Below are 23,814 nucleotides of genomic sequence, written 5' to 3' on the forward strand. Positions count from 1 at the left end.
TGGCTGCACCTATTGGTGTCTACGCGGCAACAGTGAGTGGTCCGATGCGTATCTACCGAGGTCGGGACTCGGCGCCTACTATTCCAACATGGCTTCGCGATTGACTCGACTGACTTGACAGGTCGTTGAGGTCGCTAGTGGAGGGCGTCATGTTGCGTCTCGGACCCCTGTCGGTGTTTGTAGGCTGGATCATGCTATCCGCGGTCAGTGTCGGACTTGCAGTTGCTGTCTCGTTCAGCGGCATTTTCTGAGTCTGATATCTGCCTCCTAAACGCGCTCTCCCATAGCCAGCGAAGCACGAGAACTGAAAGACCCGGCCCGCAAGCGGACATTTAACTGGATTGGCAATCCGCATGGATGTCATTGAGGCGACCGCGCCGCTCCATCTGCCTGGCCGCCCATTTGTCGACGGCCGGTGAATGTAAATCCACTGTGATGAAGTGGCCCACTTTTCCTGAGGGGAGGCTCCTCGGAAGGACTCGCTTTGCCTTCCGCCCTTGGGGGGAAATTGGCTCTTTGATGTGTTGATGAAAAGTTTCGCCGGTAGTGCTGAACTCATCACGGATATGACATTGGTAGCTCGCCATGGAAACTCCATATGTTGATTGGCTCGCAACTTCGCCGGCGTTGACCGGCGCAGAACGCGTCATCGCGGTTGGTGCCCATCTTGTCAGTGAGCGGGAAGGCTATACACACCACGGAATTTATGTCGGGAATGGACAGGTTATTCACTATGGGGGCTTTCATCATTCCGCGAAACGACGCCCCATTGAATATATTCCGCTGCACCGTTTTGCAGCAGGAAAGGGAATAAAAGTTCGCTCTGAACCAGACGCCATCTATACCGGAACTGATGCTGTGGCGAGGGCTAGATCCCGCCTCGGCGAAGACCAATATCGGTTGCTGACCAATAACTGCGAACACTTCTGCACATGGTGTGTACTAGGCGTTGGACGTAGTGAACAGGTACGCCGCTGCTTAAGGAATCCGTGGACAGGCATCAAGACGCTCTTTGCGCTCGCAAGGACCGAATGTATGCCCCCCAAGGCCACGCGAAGCCGACTCGCCGGGACCGTCGCTGTTTAGGCTGCACTGCATGTCGTCGAGGTCGCACTAGATGTGCACCGCGTTTCTCTACGAAGAACTCTTTTACTCAACGATCCGATAGGCCAGAAAATGAGCATTCAGTCACACACCGGAGAGCGCGCATCACGCGTGCCCAAGCTGGGTGTCTCGGCGATGTTAGCGGCGGTGCTGTCGGCGTGCGTGAACTACGCCGGCATTCACAGCGACGCGAAAACGGCCGATCCGCGGCAGTACGCGACGCAGCAAAGCCTTTCTGCCGAGCAAGGACATTGGCCCGGCGCCAATTGGGCTGACCAGTTCGGCGACGCGCAACTCAAGGCGCTGATCGACGAAGCGCTGAGGAGCAACCCGACGCTCGACCAGGCGCATGCCCGCGTTGCGTCTGCATCGGCATACAGCGAAACGGCACGGGCGGGCACGATGCCACGCGTCGACGCGAGCTATTCGCTCACACGTCAACAGTTCTCGAATACGACATTCATACCGCCTCCGTTTGGTGGCTCGTGGCAGACGGAGAACAAAGGCCTGCTGAGCGCTTCCTATGATCTAGATCTGTGGGGGAAAAACCGCGAAGCGCTCAAAGCGGCGATCTCGCAGCTTCAGGCAAGCGAGGCCGACGTCGAAATCGTCAAGCTGACTCTGACGACGTCGATTGCCCGCACGTACAACCGGCTCGCGCGTCTGTATGCGTTGCGCGATATCGCGCAACAGGAAATCACGCAGCGCGAACAGATCGATCGTATTACCGCGGGCCGGATCGCGATGGGCCTTGAAACGGAAGTTGAACGCAAGACCGCGCAGGCCAATCTTGCAACGAGCCGTGCTGCGCTGAAATCGCTCGATGGGCAAATCCTCACGACGCGTTATCAGGTCGCCGCGCTGCTCGGCGCGGGGCCCGACCGTGGCCTGCAGATCGCACGGCCGACGCTTGGCATTGGCGACGAAGTGCGCCTGCCGGACAACCTGCCGGCCGATCTCGTAAGTCGCCGCCCGGAGATCGTCGCTGCGCGCTGGCGCGTCGACGCGATGACGCATGGCGTGAAGGAAGCGAAGGCCGAGTTCTATCCCGACATCAACCTGAGCGCCGCAATCGGACTTGACGCTTTTGGCTTCGGCCGCTTTCTGACGGCAGCGAGCCGCACGGCGTCGGTCGGTCCGGCAATCCACCTGCCGATCTTCGACGCAGGCGAGCTGCGTGCGCAACTGAAGGGCCGCTATGCCGATTTCGACTATGCCGTCGCGACCTATAACCACGCGCTCGTCGCAGCGTTGAGCGAAGTCGCAACGCAACTCGCCGACCTGCGTTCGACAGATGCGCAGCTTGTCGATGCGCAGACCGCGCAAGACGCCGCTAGCAAAGCCGCCGAACTCGCGCTGGTGCAATACAAGGCCGGTCTCACGAATCAACTGACCGTGTTGAACGCCGACGTCAACGCGCTTTCCGCCAATCAGAGCGTCGCGAATTTGCGCATGAACCGCCTCGATCAGCAGATAGCACTGGCCTCTGCGCTGGGCGGCGGTTTCGTCGATACCTCGAACGCAAACGCCGGAGCAGCGCCGCGCGCCGACGCGCCCGCACCCAGCACGCCTGTCGTCGCCGCGCGCTGAGCAACTGCCTACCGATTCTGTCTGGAGACTTGAAATGAGCGAAATCGATGCAACGGAGCGCCAGGAGACCCAAGTGGCGGGCGCGAAACATGACGCGGCACAGTCGAAGGCTTCTGTTGCAATGGAACCCAATACACGCAAGCGCAAGGCGCTGCTTGCGCTGCTCGGCGTGGCTGTCGTCGTGTCGGCGGCGGCTTATGGTGCGTATTACATGACCTATGCGCGCCATCACGAATCCACCGACGATGCATACGTCAGCGGCAACCTCGTGCAACTGACGCCGCAGGTGGCCGGCACCGTCGTCGCCGTGAATGCCGACGATACGCAGATCGTGAAGGCCGGCGACCCGGTCGTCACGCTCGACAACGCCGATGCGAAAGTCGCGCTCGGCAACGCCGAGGCGACACTGGGACAGACCGTACGGCAGGTGAGCAGCCTGTACGTGAACAACGATTTCTATGCGGCGAACGTCGCCCAGAAGCAGTCCGATCTGGCTCGCGCGCAGGACGATCTGCACCGCCGTCAGACCGTTGCCGAGACGGGCGCCGTGTCGGCCGAAGACATCGCGCACGCGCGCGACACCATGACGGCCGCGCGGGCCGCGCTCGACGCCGCGCGTCAACAGGCACAAGCCAACCGTGCGTTGACGGACCGCACGACGATCGAACAGCACCCGAACGTGCAAGCCGCCGCGTCGAGAGTGCGCGATGCGTATCTAGCCTATGCGCGCAACACGTTGCCGGCGCCCGTCACTGGCTATGTCGCGAAGCGATCGGTGCAGGTCGGCCAGCGCGTGTCGTCGGGCACACCGTTGATGGCGATCGTGCCGCTCGACGGCGTGTGGGTCGACGCGAACTACAAGGAAAGCCAGTTGCGCAACATGCGTATCGGCCAACCTGTCACGCTGACGGCCGATGTGTATGGCGGTAAGGTTAAGTATCACGGCCGCGTCGTCGGCTTCTCGGCGGGTACGGGCAGCGCATTCGCGAGCCTGCCGGCGCAGAACGCAACGGGCAACTGGATCAAGATCGTCCAGCGTCTGCCTGCACGTATCCAGCTCGATCAGAAGGAACTCCAGGCGCATCCGCTGCGCATCGGCCTGTCGATGGATGTCGATGTCGATACGCGCGACGACACGGGCCCGCAGCTCGGCGCGGCGACGAACACGTCGTATCGCACAGACGTGTTTGCCGAATACGGCGCGCAGGCAGACGCCGAGATCGAGAAGATCATCGCGCAGAACATGGTCCCTTTGCATGCCGGGTCCATCGGCAACGCCGTATCGTCGACACCTTCCGAGAAGCGCGACGCAAGCGACAAGCGTGGCGCTAAACAGCGAGCAGGTTAAATCGCATCCCGGGGTGCACCTCGTAGTCGCGCCCTGGTTTTTTCAATAGTCCGACGGGCCGGATCAATGCGCCGGATCTGTCGAAAACTTCAGACTGGAAGCGAGATGAATTCCTCGACGCAACTTGCACCGCCTCCGCTGACAGGTGGAAAGCTGGTTCTCGCGACAATCGCCGTCGCGCTCGCGACGTTCATGAACGTGCTCGATTCATCCATTGCCAATGTTGCGATTCCAACCATCTCGGGCAATCTCGGCGTATCCGTCGATGAAGGTACATGGGTCATTACGCTGTTCTCGGCGGCCAATGCGGTCGCGATTCCACTGACGGGCTGGCTCACGCAGCGTGTGGGCCAGATCAAGCTGTTCGTGGCTGCGATCGTGCTGTTCGTGTTCTCGTCGTGGCTGTGCGGCGTCGCGCCGAACCTGATCGTGCTACTCGCTGCACGCGTATTGCAGGGCGCCGTCGCTGGCCCGCTGATTCCCCTCTCGCAGGCGATTCTGCTCGGCTCGTATCCGAAGGAAAAAAGCTCGACGGCGCTGTCGCTGTGGGCGATGACGGCGACAGTCGGGCCGATCGCGGGTCCCGCGCTAGGCGGTTGGATCACCGATAGCTATAGCTGGTCGTGGATCTTCTACATCAACATTCCAGTGGGTCTGTTTGCCGCGGCCGTGACGTGGATGATCTACCGCGACCGCGAGACGCCGGCGCGCAAACTACCCATCGACAAGGTCGGGCTGATGTCGCTCGTCGTCTGGGTCGCGTCACTGCAAATCATGCTCGACAAGGGCAAGGATCTCGATTGGTTCAGCTCGGCCGTGATCTGCATTCTTGCGATTGTCGCGGCGATCAGTTTCCTGTTCTTCCTGATCTGGGAGTTCACGGAGAAGAACCCGATTGTCGATCTCCGCCTCTTCGCAGGACGCAATTTCCGCGGCGGCACGATTGCGATTTCGGTCGCTTACGCGGTGTTTTTCTCGAACCTTGTGATCTTGCCGCAGTGGATCCAGGGCTATCTCGGCTATCGTTCGGTGGATGCGGGTCTCGTGACCGCGCCGCTCGGAATTTTTGCCGTGCTGCTCGCACCCGTGATGGCGAAGATCATGCCGAAGTCCGATGCACGGGTACTCGCGACGCTGGCTTTCCTCGGCTTTGCGGGCGTGTTTTTCATGCGCTCGCACTACACGACGGGCGTCGATCCTTATACCCTGGTGTTGCCGACGCTGCTGCAAGGCATCCCCATGGCGCTCTTTTTCACACCGCTCACCGCGATTATCCTGTCTGGGCTGTCACCCGACAAAATTCCGGCGGCCGCCGGCCTGTCCAACTTCGTGCGCGTGTTCGCGGGCGGCGTCGGCACGTCATTGATCTCGACGGGCTGGAATGACCGCACGATTCTGCACCATGGGCAACTCGCCGAACAGTCGAGCGCGAACAACCCCGACTATATGGGTGCCATCGCGAACCTCCAGGCGACGCTTGGTGGTGGCATGGACCAGGCCGCGGCGTTTTTCGAACGCTCACTGAATGCGCAGGCCGCGATGCTCGGACTGAACGATATCTTCTGGCTCTCGTCGATGATCTTCATTGTGATCATTCCGCTGGTCTGGCTCACCAAGCCCGGCAAGGGTGGCGCCGGGGCGGCGGGTGCCCACTGAGTAAGCACGCTTCACATACGCGAGGATTTTAATGAAGCTACTTTGTCGTCTTTTGTCTGCCACAAGCTTGTCTATCCTTCTGGCTGCGTCGGCCGTTGCGCAGCCGCCGACCGACTTCGAGCTCTCGAGCCCCGACATTGCTCCGGGCGACAAGATCGATAACAAATTCGTGCTCCACGCTTTCGGTTGTACCGGTGACAACGTGTCACCTGCACTCGTCTGGAAAAATGCGCCGGCGGGGACGCGGTCGTTCGCACTACAGGTATACGACCCGGATGCGCCGAGCGGTAGCGGTTGGTGGCACTGGACGGTCTACAACATTCCCGCAGCCGTGACGCGACTGCCCCGAGGGGCCGGCAACGATCCGTCCCGTTTGCCCGTCGGCGCCAATGCGGGCATGAACGACTTCCAGGACACCGGCGCGGCAGGAGCCAACGGCAACTATGGTGGCCCGTGCCCGCCGGAGGGCGACAGGTCCCACCGTTATATCTTTACGCTGTATGCGTTGTCGGTCGACGATTTCTACGCCGCTACGGGCATTCCAAAGACCGGCACCGCTGCGCTGCATGGTTTTGCACTGAACAAGGCGTTGGGTGACAAGGTGCTCGGCAAGGCATCTTTTGCTGGCTACTACGGCCGGTAACGTACGGCCGGACAAACGACCATGCCCGGGCGCGGTGACGAAGGAGCGCCCCTTGCGGGCGCTTGATACGCAGTTGGAAACGAGAGTTTCAGTCGCTCATGCCGGTTAGCTCATCATGGCGAACCGCCTTCTTTCGACAGAGCCGCTTTTGTTCCTGTTCGAGTTCCCTCAAGAAATCAAGCACGCGCCGTTATGAGTTGCTGTCGTCGTCCGACGGCATAAGCGCGACGACGTTTTCAATTCCATGCCGTGCCATCTTGGTGTAAGGACAAAAGCGTTCCGTGTTGCGCACCAGTTCCCCCGCGACGGCGCGCTCGACACCGGGCAAGCAGACCCGGGTGTGCGCCGTCAGCTTGAACAAGCCGTCGATCGGGTCGCGGCCGAAGTCGACCGTGACGTCCACGGAGGCGCCGGGAATCGGAATGCCCGACCGGGCCGCAAGCAGACTCATCGCGCCATGAAAGCAGGCTGCGTAGCCCGCCGCGAATAGCTGCTCCGGATTGGTGCCGCCGCCAGGGCCGCCTAGTGCCTCCGGTAATCGCAAATCGACTGCGAGCTGGCCGTCATCCGAGCGGGCAATTCCCGACGCGCGTCCGTGACCCGCGTCGCCGCCTGTTACGGTGACAGTGGTTGAATACAGCGTTTGCGCGACTTGCCCGTCATACTTATCGAGAAATGTCAGCGGCGGTGGACGCAATGTTGTCATGGTGTGCCTCGTGGATGCTTGCCGCTTATTGCGCGGCGTGCGTCTCTCGGAACGACGTCGAAGTTCACGGAGCAATGACGCACATTGTGACCGTCAGTGCTTCCTTCAGGTTTTCGCCCGATATGGGCGACGCCGCAACGAGGGCGTGAGCGCGAGTGCGGCTGTCAAACCGTTGGCGATTTTTAGAATTCGGCTTGCATCATATTGCGTATGTGCTTTGCTGTGTTTTGCTGGCCTGGCCGCGATTCGCGGGCCGTCGGTACAGGAAGCATCTTAGGCGTGCGCTAAGTCACGCGGTAGGACCCCTGAATGCTTCGCTGTGTTGCATCAGAAACATCAGTCAACGCAGCGTCGTTCCGAGGGCATCAGTCGACGGCCGATAACGCCGTCATAGTCGTCAGACACTGCAGATCGAGTGCTCTCGTGTGCTCGGTCATGTAGTCGATGAACACACGGATCCGGGCCGGAAGATGCTTGCGGCTGAGATAGCAGAGGTAGTGACCGCCGTCTTCGGGTGCATGCTGCGCGAGGCAGCGGAGGAGCTGCCCGTTGCCAAGCCGATCGCAAACCTGGTAGGCAGGCAACTGCGCGATGCCGACCCCATCGAGCACCGCCTGCAGGATCAGATCCTCGTCGTTGAACGTATGCAGCGCGACAGGCTGGCGCCGCTGCGCGAAACCGTCGACCTTGAATTCCCACGTCCGAACGCGGCCAGACGCCGTCCGGAAGTTGATACAGCGATGATCCGCCAGTTCATCGACATGCCGCGGCAAGCCGTGAATTCGCGCATAAGCGGGCGACGCACAGACGATCATCTGCATCGGAATCAGCTGCCGCGCTACGATTCCGCTGTCCTCCATGCGCCCATCGCGAAACGATACGTCGACGCGATCGGTAGTGAAGTCGGCGTCGGCGGGGCGGTCGTTCAGCAACAGTTCCAGGGCGATCTCGGGATATTGCGTGTGAAAACCTCGCAGCAGCGGCGCGACAATCTTGCGGCCGAAGCCAGGCGTCGAGCCAATGAGCAAATGGCCGCGCGGCGGCCCGTTGCGCAGCTCTCGCATGTCTTCCAGCGCCTGGGCGATGCGCTCCATACCCGGCTGGCAGTTCTCATAGAAGAGTTCGCCTTCGCGTGTCAGCGACGTACTGCGAGTCGTGCGCAGGAAGAGACGTGTATCGAGCTGCGCTTCGAGTTTCTGCACGTTGCGGCTAACCGAGGAACGACCAATGCCGAGGCGATCGCCTGCGCGGGCAAAGCTGCCTTCACTGGCAACGGCCAGAAACGAAACGACGCCTGCGTAACTGGTCGCAAATCTGCTTGCAAACGGATCGTCGGCGCCTGCGGTAGGGCAGCGTGATGGGAAAGCTAAGATGGGGGCGCGGGTTGGGGAGTCCATGCTAAGCCAGACGTATTACCACTGTTATTTGTGACATCGTTCGCAGTTTTTTTGCGATGGATGTGTGGGCGTCTTCACCGCGCTACTTCCCCGGTACGAGGAGTGGGCGAAGTTCTCACATGGTCAATGGGCCGGAGATGGCAGGAAGCGGTCGGCCGTGGAATCTCGTGGCGTCCGCGGTAACCCCTGGCGAATAGATGACGTGACAGGGCAAGTCATCCCCGTGGAAGGTGGTTTCGGCATTAGTTAGCGGTTTGTCATTCTGGAATGGCCATCGCCGTGAGGGTGCCTCACACGGGCCGCCTTGGCGCTTCGTGGACACGCATGTAATCAATGCGCAAAAAGTTTTCTCCCTTCTTCGCTGATTGCAGCGTCGCTCAGCGCGATTATCGGCTCGACGTCGAAGCCTGCCACACGCCATGCATCGATACCGCCAGTAAGTGGCAATGCAAGCTTGACGCCGGCCAGCCGCAGCCGCCTGGCCATCCACGCCGCGGAGACTTCGTTTGGACAAGAACAATAGATGACGAGCGTCCGGTTCGCCCCGTAGCGCTCCACGATCTGCGGCAGTTTCCGTTCATCGGCAAATACGGCGCCTGGAATGACAAACGGGTCGAGCATTCTCCGCTCGGCGGAGCGGATATCGAACAGGATTGGCCGCGGATTATTCGCGAGCAACGCATGCAACTCGCCCACGCTGATCCGCGCCTTCTCGAGCGCTTTTGCCAGCATGATTCTCCGGCAGTATCGATACAACACGAAAAGCACCAGCGCGATGCCGATCACGATCAATGCCTGCCAGCCAAGGCGGGAGATAAGTACGAACACCACGTCAATCTGCGACGCGAATAGCGCACCGATCGCCAGGCCGACCGATGCCCACAGCGCAACGCCTGCGCAATCATGCAGGACAAAGGAACGCAACCTGACCGCCATCGCGCCGCACAGTGGCACGGCAACGAGCGATAAGCCAGGTACGAAGCGCGCAACGACCAGCACGCGGACTCCCCATCGCCCAAAGAAGCGCTCCGTCTTCCTGACGCACGTTTCGCGCGAGAGCGACAGTTTGCAAACGGTATGGAGCGTGCGTTCGCCGTATCGCTTGCCACCCTGAAACCAGATCAGGTCGCCCAGCACACCGCCAATGACAGCGGAGCCGAGTATCGTCGCGAAATGTAAGAATGTCGACGACACCGTGTGCATGGCGAGCGCAGTGCCTGCTCCAACAGTGATCAATGTCGGAATGACAGGCAACGGCAGGCCAAGCGAAGAACCCAGCACATTCAGGAATACGACTAGCATTCCATACCGTGCGATCAATTCATGGGACAACATGGTGCTCTCCTTGCGGCTTGCGCGTACCCGTCTCGAAGTTCGTTCATCGCTTTGCATGAATGTCGCTGAGGTAGCCTTGCAAGCTCTGCCAAACCGGAGGGTGTGGTGTCGATACGCGCTACTTTGCGCCAGACAGTTCTTCTTCTGGCGTGCGTTTCGATGGCGGCAAAGCATCCTTGTCCAGTGCGGCGATTTCGCTGACTTCCTGCCGATAACGATGCACGTCCCGCGTGACGAAGCCGATTTCGCGGCTCGGCATATCGAACCACTCGGGGTGTCCGAACGAGCGGCGAATATCCTCGAGACCGCTGGCCCAATGCTCACGCATCGTATCCTTGCTGAATTCATAGTCCTTGTAGTGCCCCTCGAACGATTTGTTCTTGTAGATCAGGTGCACGACATTCACCGCACTGCCATCCGCCGTTTTCTGCGCCTCCCGCAGCAACGGGTGCGCAAGCCGCACTTTTTCAGGAATGTGTTCGAGCAGCGCCTTGATCATTTGCGCGTGCTTCTGGTTCTGCGACATGAACGCGGTGATCGCTCGTGTTCGGCTCGAATATTGAATGTCCTTGGTGCGCTCGCTGACGTCGAGGAAGTCGCCTGGCAGCTTGCCTCGCGAGCTCCACAGATCGATCTGGAAAACGAGTGTGTCCTTATGCTGGCTTTCCTTGATGATCTCGGTAAGCGGCGTGTTGGAAACCAGTCCGCCGTCCCAGTAGAACTCTCCATCGATCTCGACTGCCGGAAAGCCGGGCGGCAGCGCACCGGATGCGATGAAATGCTCCGGCGCCAGACGCATTGTCGAATTGTCGAAGTAGACGAGATTGCCCGTTCGCACGTTGACCGCCCCAACGGATACGCGAATATTCCCGTCATTGATGCGATCGAAGTTTGCGTACCGCAAAAGCGACTCACGCAACGCCGACGTGTCGTAATAGCTGACCTGGTCAGGCCGTTTCCTGCCGAGCCCGGCGAGAGGCATAGGCGTGCGCGGAGAGAAGAACCCGTCCTGACCTTCCATCAGCGTACGCGTCGCAGCCCATGCGCTCGACCACCTGCGCCCCATATCTTCAAACCCCGGCCACGCTGGAATGCGCGCACCGATATGTGAGAAGAAATCCGCAGGTTGACTGATCGTGTTCCAGAAGCCGCGCAGCGCTTCCACCCGGTCCGCAGGCGCATTGCCGGCGATGATCGCCGTATTCAGCGCACCGATGGATACTCCGGATATTCGTGTTGGTTCCACGCCGACCTCGGCCATTCCTTCATACACGCCGGCCTGATATGAGCCCAATGCACCGCCACCCTGCAGCACGAGTCCAATTTCGTCATAGGCGGGGAGCTTGATGCGATGGGGTTGCTGCAGCTTGTTACGCTGGCTCGGATACATGGTCGTCTCCTTACTGCATGAACCAGCCGTGGCTGACAACAATCGATTGTCCGGTGAGCGCGTTCGACTCGAAGCCGGCGAGGAATGCAACCGTGTTCGCAACGTCGGCTAGCGACGTGAATTCGCCGTTGACCGTGTCCTTCAACATGACGTCTTTCACAACCTGCTGCTCGGAGATTCCCAAGGCTTTCGCCTGCTCGGGGATCTGCTTGTCGACCAGCGGCGTTCTGACGAAGCCCGGGCACACGACATTGGCGCGCACGCCACGCGGTCCGCCTTCTTTCGCGACAACCCGGGCGAGACCGAGCAGCCCGTGCTTCGCGGTCACGTAAGCCGATTTGAGCTGCGACGCCTCGTGCGAGTGCACCGAACCCATGTAGATCACAGCGCCGCTTTTGTTCGATGCGTACATATGCTTGATGACGGCCCTGGTGGTCAGGAACGCGCCGTCGAGGTGAATGGCCAGCATTTTCTTCCAGTCGGAAAATGCGTAATCCTCGATCCGGTTGACGATCTGGATGCCCGCATTCGACACGAGCACGTCGATGCCGCCCAGCCGCTTCACCGTTTCGGCCACGCCCGCATTGACCGCTTCTTCGCTGGTTACGTCCATCGCGACGGCGAGCGCTTTGCCGCCCTTGGCAACGATATCTTCAGCGACCTTTTGAGCGTTATCGAGATTCAGATCCGCGATCACGACCGTCGCACCGTCTGATGCGAGCTTGCGTGCGCAGTGCTCGCCAATACCACTTGCTGCACCCGTAACGAGCGCGACCTTATCATTCAATGCCATACGTCCTCCGAGAGCTTACTGGTTGACTGCGAGTTTCAACGACTCGGCAGGGGCAAGATAGTCATAGACCACTTCGCCGACGTCGAGCGTGAGATTTGCAATGATGTGACGTGCGCCGATCACCTTGCGAACCGGCAGATCGGCCACCGATGCGAGTGCATGCGGATGCAGTTCGAGCGCGGCGGGCCCCTCCCACGCACCGATCACATCGACATCGCGCAGGAAGAAGCGCACCAGTTCACAGATGCGCACCGAGCCATCGACGTGCGGAATGACCTTGAGCAGATAGTTGGGCGTATCCGCGAGCTTGTGGCGCTCAGCAGCCGTCTCGAGAGGACGATACTTGTAGCCCATCGTGCCGGTGGCGATGCGCTGCGTTCCGTAATCGAGCGTGCCGAGCAGCGTGTCCTTGCCGTCGACGCAGAGCTTCGGTGAAGCCAGCTTCTTGGGAAACCCCCAGATTTCTCGGCCGCCTGCGATTGGGCCTTCGTCGTCGAGATACATCGCGTGTGTGAAGTTGGCGCGATTGCCGTCCTCGTCCAGCACCGAGATCACCTGGCCGCTTTCCGTGTAGTCGCCGAACCCCGAAGAATCGGGCATGCGGATAAATTCGTAGTGGACAATTGCATTGTCGACCGTCAGCGGTTCCGGAACGACGGCCCTAAGGGCATCCATGTCCGTTTCATACGAGATGATGAAGTACTCCCGATTGATGAAACGGAAGGGCGGACGCGGATATGCCGGATTGTGTACGGGCATCGCAAAGGCGTTGTTGCGAATATCTTCTTCTGTCACGGATCGTTCCTCGGATAGTGAGGGTTTGCGTAACGCGCATCGCAACAGCTTTTGCTGTCGCGGGCAATGACGTGCGCGCAATGCAGTGAAGGCTTGCCCTGCGCGTTTGCACGTTTCTTTTACGGTCTTGTGTTTCACGGTTTGTATCCGGCAGCGTGTGCCGTCACCGTCAGGACAAAGCGTAAGCGTGGTCGTCTTGCGGCAGTAGCCCTGAAAAGGACCTCATAGTGTTGCCTCGGCGGCAACAATTAATGACGGGCGGATAGGGCTTTGTCGCGTTATGGAGGTGGTCGCGTAGAATTCTTGCGGTTCCCATCGAGCAACCATGAACTGTTGGTCGAGTCCAGCCAGTCTATGCAGTGCTTTTCTTCTGTTTCGCGATGGCGTTGTTTGTCGGTAGTGTGCCGTTAGCGCCAGTAAGCCGTACGAAATCATCGTAAGTGGCGCGGCGTGTAACGTTGATATGCGAACGGGCTCACTGTGTTGTCTGCGAGCCACCCATCGCCGAGTTTGGAAAGGCCAGGTAGAGGTCGTCGGCGCGTTGCGCAGCCCTCTCTGGCGTAGCCGGGAAATCCTAAGTCATTCGGAAGAGGGGCCCGTGCGCCATATTCACTATCAGATTGAGTTACCTCGACAAATGCAGTGCCTTCGATAGCACGATCCCCCGCTGCGGGCTCACCAGCCAGATGGCGTGGATATCAACATAGAGCCTGGAGGTTCTTGTCGTGATGTCAGTAGGCTCGTCATCGGTAGGATCGCTGTGATCGATCCGGTCGTTGAGATAGGGTGGCACCAGGCGACCCATGAGAACAATCGCGTAGTCCCCGTTCGCTTCTGCGTACGCCGCGCGTGAGAGCGTTACACGTCCGTGAACCGTTGTCTTCTTACTGTCGCCGGACTCGAGTTCAATCATATCGATATGCTGAATGAACCCCTTTAACCTCGCTTCCGGCGCAACCACAAGCCTTCGGCCGCTGGGGCCGCTTACTGTCTTTTTGAGGAGGATGCCTGCGTGATTGTCGGCATCGGACAAATTCACGTTTACCGTCAACAGGTGCTTCTCCGCCTGATACCTGATCCCATACGGAACGGGTACGACGAAGGCGAGGTCGCGATCGAGATGGGCTACCGTCAGGTCGGTATTGTGGCGCTGGCTACCGGTGGGAATGCGGATCAGGCGCAGGACACGATCGCCCAAAGACGACGAGCCTCCACTCAAGTGCTGATTCACGATCCTGTCCCGAATGGCAAGCGGGTCATCGCCTACGAAAGGGGGGCCCGACGAAGAAGCTTGCAAACCGGAGGTTTCAATCTCCGGCGCACGCGTGACTGTTGCCGCATTTGCCTGTGTTCCGACTTCTGCCAGCATAAACACACATAAGAGGGTGCACGTGGCGTTCAATGAGACTCGTTTGGATTTCAGATGAAACACGGAATACCCCTCGTATTCCAACACAGGCTGTCGCGAAGCCATGCTGGTTCGGTTCAGATGCGTGACCAATCCACCCTGGCTCCCACCATGGCTTCTGCCGGCAAACTCATGTGGCAAATGCTCAGGGAAACAACCAGGTAATGGCGACCAGAACCTGGCGTGTTTCGAAACGAGTCCACCGACGCTCGACACAGTCGAAGGGTGGGTAGCGGACTACTATGTCGTTCGGAAGTTATCGTAGGTTCAACGCTTGCATTCCGGTAGATAGCTAGAGGAACTCGTCGCGTTGCCTTGTCGGCAACAATCCTCGCTTCCGCAGCATTTCACAGTGCGTGTGCATCTCAGCCGAGTGGGAAAAAAACCGAGCACCGCCTTGCGATGCCCGAGGTTATTAGCGACCGGCGCTCTGGCCGCCGTCGACGTGCAGGATTTCTCCCGTGATAAACGGTGCGGAATCAAGAAACAGAATCGCGTCGGCAATATCGCTCATCTCGCCCATGCGCCCGAGCGGATGGAAAGCATCCAGCGTTTCGTGGGTTTCCGGCGGGTGCATAGGCGTCTTGATGATCCCCGGCGCCACGGCATTCACGCGAATGCCTTTCCTCGCGTACTCAATCGCTAGCGACTTCGTGGCGGCGTTCAAGCCACCTTTCGTCAGCGCCGCCAGTACCGAGTGCACGCCGCTGATCGCAGCGTCGACGGTACTGGAGGTCACGCTGACCACATGGCCGCTCGAATGCTTTTCCATTTCGGCGATGGCGAGTTGCGTGATGTAAAAAAAGCCCGCCATATTCACGTTCTCCACAGCGGCGTAGTCTTCTGCCGTGTGTTCGGTGAAGGGCTTGCCGATGTAAATGCCGGCGTTGTTCACCAGCGTGTCGACCCGGCCGAACTTCGCGACGCCTTCGGAAATGACCCGTTGGGCGGTTGCCGGATCGCCGATATCACCTGCAACCGTCAGGATGTTCGGATCTTCCGATGGCTTGATCGAACGTGAAGTCGCGACTATGCGATAGTCAAGCTTGCGAAACGCCTTGACGACTTCGGCGCCTATTCCTTGCGATGCGCCGGTAACGACGACAACTTTGTGTGACGTGCTCATGCTTGACCCAGAAAATTTTGTTCGGCTTCAACGCAGATCGGGCCGACGGCTCCGATCAAGGCAAACGTAGACACGTTGATGCAGCTTTTTAGAAAACCGCGGGCATTCACCCCTTCTTTGCCTGCATCAGCCACTGATCGAGACTGACGCGGCCAATCCGCGCGTCGCCGAGCGGCACGAGCGACTGCTCCTCGACACGACCGCCGTAGTACTTCGCATCGGGATCCATCACCACCGGGCGCGTGTCGCCTGCCGATTTCAGGTAACGCGCGACGATCTCCGCGAAGGGCGCGCGATCCGGGCCGGCGATATCGACGGTGCCGTTCAGCGGCGCGGCGAGCGCGGCCTGCGCGAGGTTTGCCGCGACATCGTCCGCGGCGATCGGTTGAAACAGGCCGTCGCCAATGCGCACCGTGCCGCTGTCCGTGCCGTAATCCGCGATTCCGCCGATGAACTCCATGAACTGGGTTGCGCGCACGATCGTGTACGGCACACCCGCTGCTTCGATCACCTCTTCCTGCGCGACCTTGGCAGTGAAATAGGCGTTCTCCGGCGTGCGGTCGCAGCCGACAATTGATAGGGCGACGTGATGGCGCACGCCTGCGGCCACTTCAGCCTTGCCGAGGTTGCGCGCGGAGGTGCGGAAGAAGTCGAGTACTGCCTGCGGCTCCCATGACGGCGCGTTCGTCACATCCACGACGACAGCCGCGCCCGCGAGAACGTCGCTCAGGCCGTCGCCTGTCACGCTGTTCACGCCGGTACGCGGCGACGCGGCGATTGCCTCATGGCCCGCCTCGCTAAGCAGCGTGACGAGACGGGATCCGATCAGGCCCGACCCACCGATTACGACGATTTTCATGGCAAATTCTCCAGATCAAAGTAAATGAACGCGCGGGTCGCCTGGCGGGTGGCGTATCGAGTGAAAGTGTTCACCGCAGTCGCATCGCGTGAGGCTATTGTGGAAAAATCATGCTTTATCGAGAAGTGCCAAGAAGTGTCGATCTGACTAGTCCATGTTGTTCCCTCACACCTTGCCCGACAAAAACCGTCATGACCGCGCCGACTCCCGGCTTGACCATAGAAATCGATCGGCAGCAGCAGTTGCCGATCTATCTGCAGATTTGCGAACGTTTCAGGACGGCAATCGCCGCGGGGCATCTGCGTCCCGGCGATCGCGTGCCGGCGCTGCGCGGCCTCGCCACTCAGCTGAACACGGCGCGCGGCACGGTCGAGCTGGCCTACACCATCCTTGTCGATGAAGGCTACCTGCAGATGCGTGGCGCGGCGGGAACATTCGTATCGCCGTCGCTGCCGGCGTCGGTGACGCGCCCGCCGCAGGCGCAAGGTGTTCCGGATGCGTACGGCAAGCGGAGTGCCGAAGCAACGGGCGCGCCGCAAACGCCAGCCGAAGCGCATGATGGTCGGCCGGCGCCTCGTCAGTCGGCGATTGCCGCGGCGATGAGCGGAGAGCCAAGGCCGTTGCAACCCGGGCTGCCCGCGCTCGACGCATTTCCGGGCAAGGTATGGAACCGGCTCCTTTCGCGTCGCGCGCGTAGCGGCGAACGGGCGATGTTGGCCTACCCGGATCCGGCGGGTTACCGGCCGCTGCGCGAACATATCGCCACCTATCTCGGGCTGTCGCGCGGCGTGACCTGCCTGCCGGAACAGGTGTTCGTGACCGGCGGTTACCGTGCGACGCTCGAACTCGTGCTGCGCAGTCTCGCCCGGCCAACCGATCGCATGTGGTTCGAGGACCCCGGCTATCTGCTCGCACGCGGTTTTCTGGCCGAGACGGGCGTGCAACTCGTGCCGGTGCCGGTGGACCGCGAAGGGATCGACGTCGAACGCGGCATAGGTCTGGATGCGCACGCGCGCTTCGCACTGGTTACGCCGTCGCATCAGAACCCGCTTGGCCACACGCTGTCACTCACAAGACGCATCGCGCTGCTCGACTGGGCGGAGAAAACGTCGAGCTGGATCATCGAGGACGACTACGACAGCGAGTTCCGCTATCTGGGCCGGCCATTACCGGCTTTGAAGAGCCTCGACCGGCGTGATCGCGTGGTTTATTGCGGCACGTTCAGCAAGGTCATGTTTCCCGGTTTGCGGCTCGCGTATGCGGTGGTGCCGGAGCGGGCCGTGGAGCGGGTTGGGCGGGTGGCGCGCAGCATGAACGCCGGGTCGCCGCCGCTATTTCAGGCGACGGCGGCGGACTTCATGGAGCAGGGGCATTTTGCGCGGCATCTGAAGCGGATGCGTGCGCTGTACAGCGAGCGGCGCATGCTGATCATGCATGCGCTGGAGCAGGCCTTCGGAGAGCGGCTGATCGTCGACTTGCCACCAGGCGGAATCCAGTTCGCGGCGCAATTCGCCCAGGGTCCCGGCGGCCCGGTCGACGATGTTGCCGTCGCCTCGCGTGCCCGCGACGCGGGGCTCGCGGTGCTGCCGCTGTCGATCTGGTACGCGAACGCTCGCGCGCAACGTACGCCGCGCGGCCTCGTAATGGGCTTCGCGAACATTGTCGATGCGCGTGAAGCGGATCGTCTCGCGCGAATGTTGCGGGCGTGTCTGGACGAATGAGTCACACCGCGCACGGGTTGCTGAGCGAGGTCGTTTCGCGGCGGCGGTCGACCTTCGCCGCCGCCGGGACCTGAATCGAAACGACTTCCGTGAAGTGAATGCCGGGATGGAATCTGTTTCCGTTTTACGTCCCGGCTCCGGACGCCTGGGTTTCGATATCCTCTGCAAACCTCCGCATCAGCCGGACGAGTTCGTCGATTTCCGCCTCCTCCCACTTGGCAAACAACGCGCGGCCCAGCCGATCGCGTGCTGCATCCACCGCGTTGGTCATCGCCTTCCCTTTGGGCGTGACGACGACTTGCCGAACGCGACCGTCCTCGATACCGGCTCGCCGCTCGACCAGCCCGTGGCTCTCGAGTTTCCCCACCTGACGGCTGACCGTGGTGTGATCGCGCCCGACCCGTCCGGCGAGATCGACCACGCCAATGGGGCCTAGCCGCTCGACTATGACGAGCAACGGAAACAACGCACGATCGAGCGAAATGCCTGCCTCCCGGACCATTCTCTCGTCCAGTTCGGGGCGGTTCATCACGCTGACGATGCTGATCAATGCCAGATGCAACTCCCGGATACGCTCGGATATATGTGTATCTTGCACATTTCTTCTTGGCGACATACCATTCCTCCTATTGCGTGCATATTACACATAATGGGGCGGGTGATGACGAGAAATCCGGCTGTAGACGTGTTGATCTGCGGGGCGGGCGCCGCCGGTCTGACTCTCGCTATCGAGCTGGCGCGACGAAACGTGTCGTTCCGTTTGCTCGACAAGATGGACGATCCGTTCCGGGGCTCGCGGGGCAAAGGCATACAGCCGCGAACGCAGGAAATTTTCGAGGATCTCGACATCATCGATCGCGTGGTCGTGGCAGGGGGCGTGTATCCGCCGCAGCGCGAATATCGTGACGACGGCAGCTACGTCGAATCGGACGTCGTCGAGCATGCATCCCCGACGCCCGCCGAACCTTATCGCCTGCCGTTGCTCGTTCCTCAGTTCCTGACTGAATCGGTCATGCGCGAGCGACTCGCTGAACTGGGTCATCGGGTCGAGTATGGTTGCGAACTGGTCGGCGTCGAACAGGACCAGGACTGTGTGACGGCGCGTATTGCCGCTCAGGCTGGCGACCAGACCGTTCATGCGCGCTATCTGGTCGGCGCCGACGGTGGCCGCAGCTTTGTGCGCGCGGCACTCGGCATCGGTTTTCCAGGCAAGACACTTGGCGTGCGTGCCGTCGTGGCCGACGTCTTCCTGACGGGACTGGAGCGCGACGCCTGGCATCGATTCAACGAGGGTTCGATGGAGCGGCAGCTATCGCTATGCCCGCTCGCGGGAACGGATCTGTTCCAGATACAGGCGCCCGTTGCGCTGGAGGGCGATGTCGACCTCTCCGCCGCAGGCCTTGCTGCCATGGTGGCCGAACGCACTGGCCGCGACGATATGCGCGTCCACTCGGTGTCCTGGGCGTCCGCCTATACCATGAACGCGCGTCTCGCCGATCGCTACCGTGACGGTCGCGTGTTTCTCGTCGGGGATGCTGCGCACATTCATCCGCCGACGGGCGGCCAAGGGCTCAATACCAGCGTCCAGGATGCCTACAATCTCGGCTGGAAATTGGCAGCGGTGAGTGCCGGCGCTTCCGATGAGCTGCTCGATAGCTACGAGGAAGAACGCCGGCCAATCGCGGGCGACATGCTTGGTCTTTCGACCAGGCTTCTCGACGAGATGAAGCGGGGAGAGCTTCGGCGCGGCCGCGAAGTTCAGCAACTCGACATCGGCTACCCCGAGTCCTCGCTGGCGATGGAGTGTCCTGAACGCTCTGCCGGCCTGCTGCCAGGCGACCGCGCGCCCGATGCGCCCATTCGTCGTGCAACCGGCCATTCAACGCGTGTCTTCGAGTTGTTTAGGGGCACTCACTGGACACTGCTAGGCTACGACGTCGAACGCGATAAGGTGGCGCCGCGAGCTGGCCTGCGCATTCATACCTTTGGTGCTCGCGGTGATGTCATCGACGACGGAGGTCATTTCCGTGATGCGTACGCGCCGCAGTCCGGCGATTGGGTGCTTGTGCGCCCGGACGGTTATGTCGGAGCGATCGTCGCAAGTGACCGGATAGAGTCGCTGGAGCGTTACTTCCGCATTGGTGGACTAGCGCTCGCGAACTGATGAGTCTCGTATGCCTGTGGGAGCGCACATGGGTGTGGCGGCTGATGTGGCAATCGGCCATCTCACTCTCACTCTCTGGTTGATGCGCCAATCAACTCTGCCGCGGCCTGTGCAAGCGCTCTCGTCCGCGACGATTCACAGGCTAGTTCTCCGCTACTTCATTGAAAACGGACGTAAGAACATGGTCCGTCCAAACTCCGTTGATTTTCAAATACGATCGAGCCAAGCCTTCGCGCTCAAAACCCAGGCGTTGGAGTAACCGGCCGCTGCGCACATTCTCCGGACGGTAATTCGCCATTACGCGATGTAACCCGAGATTGGCGAAAACGTATGGAATTGCTGCCGCTAAGGCTTCGTACATCAGCCCCTTTCCTTCAAATCGCCTGCCGAGAGAGAAGCCGAGGTGACACGCCTGGAACGGGCCTCGTGCGATGTTTGTAAAGTTGCATTCGCCAACCAATTCGCCTGTTTCGTCCAGGAATAGAAACAGGTGCAACGCATTTCCTGAAGCAGAGTTCGCCTCCATCGACTGAAGCCTGCGATGAATCTCGCTCAAGTCGAAAAAGCTATCGGACCTAAGGGGCTCCCAAGGTTGAAGATGCGAACGATTGTCGAGATAAAAGTCGCGCAAGATGCCAGCGAACTCATCTCTCGCGGGCACCAATGTTAGCCGGGACGTTGCGATGCCACGGTCTGAAGTATCGAAAATCATGGCTGAATTATAAATTCCCGTGGGATACGGAGGAGCGGTCCTTGCGGCAATTGCTCTGTTCGAGGCGCAGGGGTCATCTGCTGGCTGTCGGTGTCGCTGCCTTCAGCGCCAACTCATCGCTCGCGCGCAATCCGGCGCCATAGGCGAGCTGCAGTGCGGTCTGCTGCTTCAGCTTCCCGACTGCTGCGATGAGCCGCCGCACCGCCTCCTGACTCAGGATGGCGGGCAACGTGCGGGGCACACGAACGGGATGCATCCTGCGCATCAGGCTGCTGGATCGCCAGCACCTTCATGCGCTGACGGTATGGAGGCAGTCCCAATCGGTATTGGCGGATTAGTGCCGATTCGCATAACCTGAGCCCCGTTACCGACCGATATAAAACAAAAGCGACGCTGTCGCGCACGCACGGAGACATCTTGAACAAGCCTCTCGACATCGCATCGCTCATTGATCGCGAGCCGCTTCGGCTCTATCAGTGGGGCATCTTCCTTCTTTGCTTTGCAACCGCAGTGTTCGACGGTTTCGATACGCAAGCCATCGCCTTTACGGGCCCGGCGATTGTCGCGACGTTCGGTTTGCGTCCGGGCGATCTTGCACCCATTCTGATCGCCGGGACGCTCGGCATGACGATTGGCGCGATGACGTTGGGTCTGATCGGCGACAGGATCGGCCGCCGTCCGGCGCTGCTCGTTGGCGTCGCTGTATTCAGCGTTGCGTCGCTGCTCACGGCGTTCGCGAGTAGCACCGTGCAGATTCTGGCTTTGCGATTTATCGCCGGCCTCGGCATGGGCGGCTGTACACCAGTTCTGCTCGCCCTTGCCGCAGAGTACGGCTCGGCGCGCCACAGAGGCTCGATCATGACAGGTGTTCTGCTGGGCCTGCCAGCCGGAGCGATGCTAGGTGGGCTGCTGGCGGCGCGCTTGATGCCCGTGATCGGATGGCAGGGCGTGTTCGTCGTCGGCGGAGGCGCGCCACTGCTGCTCCTCGTCGTCCTGTATTTTGCGTTGCCGGAGTCTCTGCAATATCTGGTCAGTCGGTCAGGCAACGACAGTGCGCAGCGTGTGCGCAACACACTGCGTCGCATCGTGAGCGTTGCGTTGCCGGCCGACGCGACATTCCAGGCCCCGAAGACGACTGCACGCGCCAGCGTTACCGCGCTGTTCAGCAATGGCAATGCGCGCAACACGGTTGCTATCTGGGCCGTCTATCTGTGCAACTGGGTTGCGTGGTTCATGTTCCTGTCGTGGCTGCCTACCGTGCTGAAAGCCGCGGGCCTGCCAGTTTCGCAAGCGCCGATGGGTACGGTAATCGTGAATGCCGTATTCATCGTCTGCGCCATTCCCCTCTCGATGCTGCTTCCCAGAGTAAGCACTCGCCGTTTGCTGATGGCGCTGCTAGGACTCGGCATTGCGATTTCCGTCGGGCTTGCTTATGCCGGGACTGCGTGGGGCCTGGTCTTTGCGCTTGCGGGCGCGGCAGGGCTTGGTATCGGCGGTCAGCAGATCGCGCTGAATTATCTGGTGGTGGGCGCCTATCCAACGACACTGCGTGCAACGGCGACCGGGTGGGCAATCGGAATGGGGCGGGTCGGTGCGATCGCGGGTTCCGCCGTGGGCGGTACGGTCCTTGCCCACGGAGGCCCGGGCGGATTCTATCTGGCGTTGGCCGTACCTCTTGCGGCAGCGATGCTTGGCGTCATCGCGATTCGCACGACCGCGCGCGAGACCGACAGCGATATTGTCGTAGCGCATTGATCCACCTCCCGATCGCGTGGGCTACCGAAGCGGCCCGAGGAAATAGCCTGCGCGATATCGGTGTGACTCACGCACGCTTCCACTACGAGAAGTTCTCGACAAACGACGTTGCATGACAACCATGACAGGCATGACCAGGAACCATCGATTTCAGAACAAAGTGGTCGTTGTGACCGGAGCGGCCCAGGGTATCGGGCGCGGCGTCGCCCTTGGTGCCGCGGAAGAAGGTGCTGCGGTCGTGCTGTGCGACCGTTCGGAGCTGGTGCACGACACCGCCGCGGAAATCACCGCGCGGGGTGCACGGTGCCTGACTGTCATTGCCGACCTCGAAACCTACGCTGGTGCAAGCCTGTTGATGCAGGCAGCGCTTGATACCCACGCGCGCATCGACGTTCTGGTGAACAACGTTGGAGGCACCATCTGGGCCAAACCGTACGAGCACTACGAGGAAGCACAGATAGAGGCGGAAGTTCGACGTTCGCTCTTTCCGACGCTGTGGTGCTGTCGTGCCGTCTTGCCAGCCATGATCGCGCAGCAGGGCGGTGCCATCGTCAATGTATCGTCGATCGCGACGCGCAGCATTTATCGTGTGCCATATGCAGCATCCAAGGGGGGCGTCAATGCATTGACCGCGAGTCTCGCATTCGAGCATGCGCAGGATCGTATTCGCGTGAACGCTGTCGCTACCGGTGGCACTGAAGCGCCTCCGCGCAAAGTACCACGCAATGCCGAAAGGCAAAGCGACCGGGAGGCCGGGTGGTATCAAGGTATCGTCGACCAGACGATAGCGTCCAGCCTGATGCATCGCTACGGAACAATCGACGAGCAGGTGAGTGCGATTCTGTTCCTGGCTTCAGATGAAGCGTCGTATATCACGGGTACGGTACTGCCTGTCGGTGGCGGCGACCAGGGCTAATGCGAAGGCTCGACCCAGCGCATCGCTGCGTTATATCCTGAAACATTGCAGCAGCGCGCCGTCCGCTGCACCGGGTATCAGCCCGTCCTCACAGACGCACATAGCGCAAGTGTGTGGCAGCAGGACCATCAAGAACCTTGTCAATGCGAAACCGCGGCCCGGGCTCGCGCAGGTTCTCGAAGAGACGCCGCCCACCGCCGAGCAACACGGGCGACAAGGCGATTTCGAGCTCTTCAATGACGCCCATGGTCAGGTACTGCTGGATCACATCGGCTCCGCCCGCAATACGAATATCCCGACTGCCTGCGGATTCCCGAGCGAGCTCAAGGGCACGCTCCGGCCCGTCATTGATGAAGTAGAAGGTCGTCCCACCCGGGCGCACCCAGGCTTCGCGTT

21 protein-coding genes and 1 pseudogene are annotated in these 23,814 nt (G+C 60.6%); 9 read left to right on the top strand and 13 right to left on the bottom strand.

Annotated features, from left to right (window positions below; all coding sequences use genetic code 11):
- Window positions 1-585 precede the first annotated feature (585 nt).
- The 5 genes from P0D70_RS32375 to P0D70_RS32395 all read left to right on the top strand — a co-directional run bounded on the left by P0D70_RS32375 (window position 586) and on the right by P0D70_RS32395 (window position 6,341).
- Window positions 586-1,086, top strand: a complete 501-nt coding sequence (locus P0D70_RS32375) for a lecithin retinol acyltransferase family protein (RefSeq protein ID WP_408187487.1) — start codon at window positions 586-588, stop codon at window positions 1,084-1,086.
- Between the two features lie 90 nt (window positions 1,087-1,176).
- The gene (locus tag P0D70_RS32380; RefSeq protein ID WP_408187488.1) at window positions 1,177-2,694 is read left to right on the top strand and encodes an efflux transporter outer membrane subunit; all 1,518 of its coding nucleotides are present in this window, start codon (window positions 1,177-1,179) and stop codon (window positions 2,692-2,694) included.
- Window positions 2,695-2,728: 34 nt separating this feature from the next.
- Window positions 2,729-4,042 carry an HlyD family secretion protein gene (locus P0D70_RS32385; protein ID WP_408187489.1) on the top strand — a complete coding sequence of 438 codons (1,314 nt, stop codon included), beginning with the start codon at window positions 2,729-2,731 and terminating at the stop codon, window positions 4,040-4,042.
- A gap of 105 nt (window positions 4,043-4,147) precedes the next feature.
- Window positions 4,148-5,698, top strand: coding sequence for a DHA2 family efflux MFS transporter permease subunit (locus P0D70_RS32390; protein WP_408187490.1), 1,551 nt, complete (start codon window positions 4,148-4,150; stop codon window positions 5,696-5,698).
- A gap of 31 nt (window positions 5,699-5,729) precedes the next feature.
- Window positions 5,730-6,341, top strand: coding sequence for a YbhB/YbcL family Raf kinase inhibitor-like protein (locus P0D70_RS32395; protein WP_408187491.1), 612 nt, complete (start codon window positions 5,730-5,732; stop codon window positions 6,339-6,341).
- A 190-nt stretch (window positions 6,342-6,531) separates the two neighbouring features.
- On the opposite strand, the gene P0D70_RS32400 is transcribed toward P0D70_RS32395, so the two are convergent.
- The 9 genes from P0D70_RS32400 to P0D70_RS32440 form a co-directional block, all read right to left on the bottom strand.
- Window positions 6,532-7,047 carry an Ohr family peroxiredoxin gene (locus P0D70_RS32400; protein WP_408187492.1) on the bottom strand — a complete coding sequence of 172 codons (516 nt, stop codon included), beginning with the start codon at window positions 7,045-7,047 and terminating at the stop codon, window positions 6,532-6,534.
- Window positions 7,048-7,412: 365 nt separating this feature from the next.
- The gene (locus P0D70_RS32405; RefSeq protein WP_408187493.1) at window positions 7,413-8,444 is read right to left on the bottom strand and encodes a LysR family transcriptional regulator; all 1,032 of its coding nucleotides are present in this window, start codon (window positions 8,442-8,444) and stop codon (window positions 7,413-7,415) included.
- Window positions 8,445-8,774: 330 nt separating this feature from the next.
- Entirely contained in the window at window positions 8,775-9,779 is a 1,005-nt protein-coding gene (locus P0D70_RS32410) for a DedA family protein/thiosulfate sulfurtransferase GlpE (RefSeq protein ID WP_408187504.1), read from the bottom strand.
- Window positions 9,780-9,897: 118 nt separating this feature from the next.
- Entirely contained in the window at window positions 9,898-11,169 is a 1,272-nt protein-coding gene (locus P0D70_RS32415; RefSeq protein WP_408187494.1) for a DUF3734 domain-containing protein, read from the bottom strand.
- Between the two features lie 10 nt (window positions 11,170-11,179).
- The gene (locus P0D70_RS32420) at window positions 11,180-11,962 is read right to left on the bottom strand and encodes a 3-hydroxybutyrate dehydrogenase (protein ID WP_091805837.1); all 783 of its coding nucleotides are present in this window, start codon (window positions 11,960-11,962) and stop codon (window positions 11,180-11,182) included.
- Between the two features lie 15 nt (window positions 11,963-11,977).
- On the bottom strand, window positions 11,978-12,757 hold the full coding sequence (locus P0D70_RS32425; protein WP_408187495.1) for an acetoacetate decarboxylase: 780 nt from the start codon (window positions 12,755-12,757) through the stop codon (window positions 11,978-11,980).
- Between the two features lie 625 nt (window positions 12,758-13,382).
- The gene (locus tag P0D70_RS32430; protein WP_408187496.1) at window positions 13,383-14,231 is read right to left on the bottom strand and encodes a hypothetical protein; all 849 of its coding nucleotides are present in this window, start codon (window positions 14,229-14,231) and stop codon (window positions 13,383-13,385) included.
- A gap of 349 nt (window positions 14,232-14,580) precedes the next feature.
- Window positions 14,581-15,291 (bottom strand): SDR family NAD(P)-dependent oxidoreductase, encoded by a 711-nt coding sequence (locus P0D70_RS32435; RefSeq protein WP_408187497.1) that lies wholly within the window; start codon window positions 15,289-15,291, stop codon window positions 14,581-14,583.
- A gap of 106 nt (window positions 15,292-15,397) precedes the next feature.
- Window positions 15,398-16,150, bottom strand: coding sequence for an SDR family oxidoreductase (locus P0D70_RS32440; RefSeq protein ID WP_408187498.1), 753 nt, complete (start codon window positions 16,148-16,150; stop codon window positions 15,398-15,400).
- A gap of 191 nt (window positions 16,151-16,341) precedes the next feature.
- On the opposite strand from P0D70_RS32440, the gene pdxR reads away from it, so the two are divergent.
- Complete coding sequence (gene pdxR / locus P0D70_RS32445; RefSeq protein ID WP_408187499.1) at window positions 16,342-17,871, top strand: MocR-like pyridoxine biosynthesis transcription factor PdxR; 1,530 nt, start codon at window positions 16,342-16,344, stop codon at window positions 17,869-17,871.
- Window positions 17,872-17,995: 124 nt separating this feature from the next.
- Here the strand turns inward: pdxR and P0D70_RS32450 are convergent, their stop codons facing one another.
- The gene (locus tag P0D70_RS32450; RefSeq protein ID WP_408187500.1) at window positions 17,996-18,487 is read right to left on the bottom strand and encodes a MarR family winged helix-turn-helix transcriptional regulator; all 492 of its coding nucleotides are present in this window, start codon (window positions 18,485-18,487) and stop codon (window positions 17,996-17,998) included.
- A 45-nt stretch (window positions 18,488-18,532) separates the two neighbouring features.
- On the opposite strand from P0D70_RS32450, the gene P0D70_RS32455 reads away from it, so the two are divergent.
- The gene (locus P0D70_RS32455; RefSeq protein ID WP_408187505.1) at window positions 18,533-20,035 is read left to right on the top strand and encodes an FAD-dependent oxidoreductase; all 1,503 of its coding nucleotides are present in this window, start codon (window positions 18,533-18,535) and stop codon (window positions 20,033-20,035) included.
- Between the two features lie 142 nt (window positions 20,036-20,177).
- Here the strand turns inward: P0D70_RS32455 and P0D70_RS32460 are convergent, their stop codons facing one another.
- A complete protein-coding gene (locus P0D70_RS32460; RefSeq protein WP_408187501.1) occupies window positions 20,178-20,747 on the bottom strand; it encodes a GNAT family N-acetyltransferase in 570 nt (189 codons plus the stop codon).
- A gap of 34 nt (window positions 20,748-20,781) precedes the next feature.
- A pseudogene (locus P0D70_RS32465) lies at window positions 20,782-21,015 on the bottom strand (site-specific integrase); the annotation flags it as partial.
- A 149-nt stretch (window positions 21,016-21,164) separates the two neighbouring features.
- Between P0D70_RS32465 and P0D70_RS32470 the strand changes: the two are divergent.
- Entirely contained in the window at window positions 21,165-22,502 is a 1,338-nt protein-coding gene (locus P0D70_RS32470) for an MFS transporter (RefSeq protein WP_408187502.1), read from the top strand.
- Between the two features lie 130 nt (window positions 22,503-22,632).
- On the top strand, window positions 22,633-23,418 hold the full coding sequence (locus P0D70_RS32475) for a 1,6-dihydroxycyclohexa-2,4-diene-1-carboxylate dehydrogenase (protein WP_408187506.1): 786 nt from the start codon (window positions 22,633-22,635) through the stop codon (window positions 23,416-23,418).
- Window positions 23,419-23,506: 88 nt separating this feature from the next.
- On the opposite strand, the gene P0D70_RS32480 is transcribed toward P0D70_RS32475, so the two are convergent.
- Window positions 23,507-23,814: dihydrofolate reductase family protein (locus P0D70_RS32480; RefSeq protein ID WP_408187503.1), on the bottom strand; the 308-nt coding region annotated here is incomplete at its 5' end.

This window comes from Paraburkholderia sp. RL17-381-BIF-C (genome assembly GCF_046026435.1).
In the GTDB taxonomy this organism is placed as follows: domain Bacteria; phylum Pseudomonadota; class Gammaproteobacteria; order Burkholderiales; family Burkholderiaceae; genus Paraburkholderia.